Origin of the sequence: Streptomyces beijiangensis, assembly GCF_017315755.1 — a bacterium.
GTDB lineage: Bacteria > Actinomycetota > Actinomycetes > Streptomycetales > Streptomycetaceae > Streptomyces > Streptomyces beijiangensis.
On the sequence record NZ_JAFLRJ010001692.1, the window covers coordinates 1 to 300 of the forward strand.

Consider the following 300-nt stretch of genomic DNA (forward strand, 5'->3'; position numbering starts at 1 on the left):
GCGCCAGGTCGCCGACACCTTCGACTCACCCGCGGAGGCACTGATGGCCTTCGAGAAGGTCCACGCGGCCGAGATGCGCCCCGGACCGGCGCCCCTGACCGACACCGAACGCGCCGCCCTCGAAGCGCGCTCCGTCTTCGACGTCACCACGGCCAAGTCCGAACCCTCCCGCCCGGAGCCGGAAATTGTCCCCGTCTACCTGGCCGATGCCGGCGACCACGACTCGCTCCTCGACACCTTCCTCGACGCGCACGGCGAGTTCGAGAAGTGGCGGGCCTGGGCGGATGACACGACCCACGC

General features: G+C 70.7%; 1 pseudogene. It reads left to right on the forward strand.

The features are described from left to right. Positions 1-300, forward strand: a pseudogene (locus J0695_RS43265) (DUF317 domain-containing protein); the annotation flags it as partial.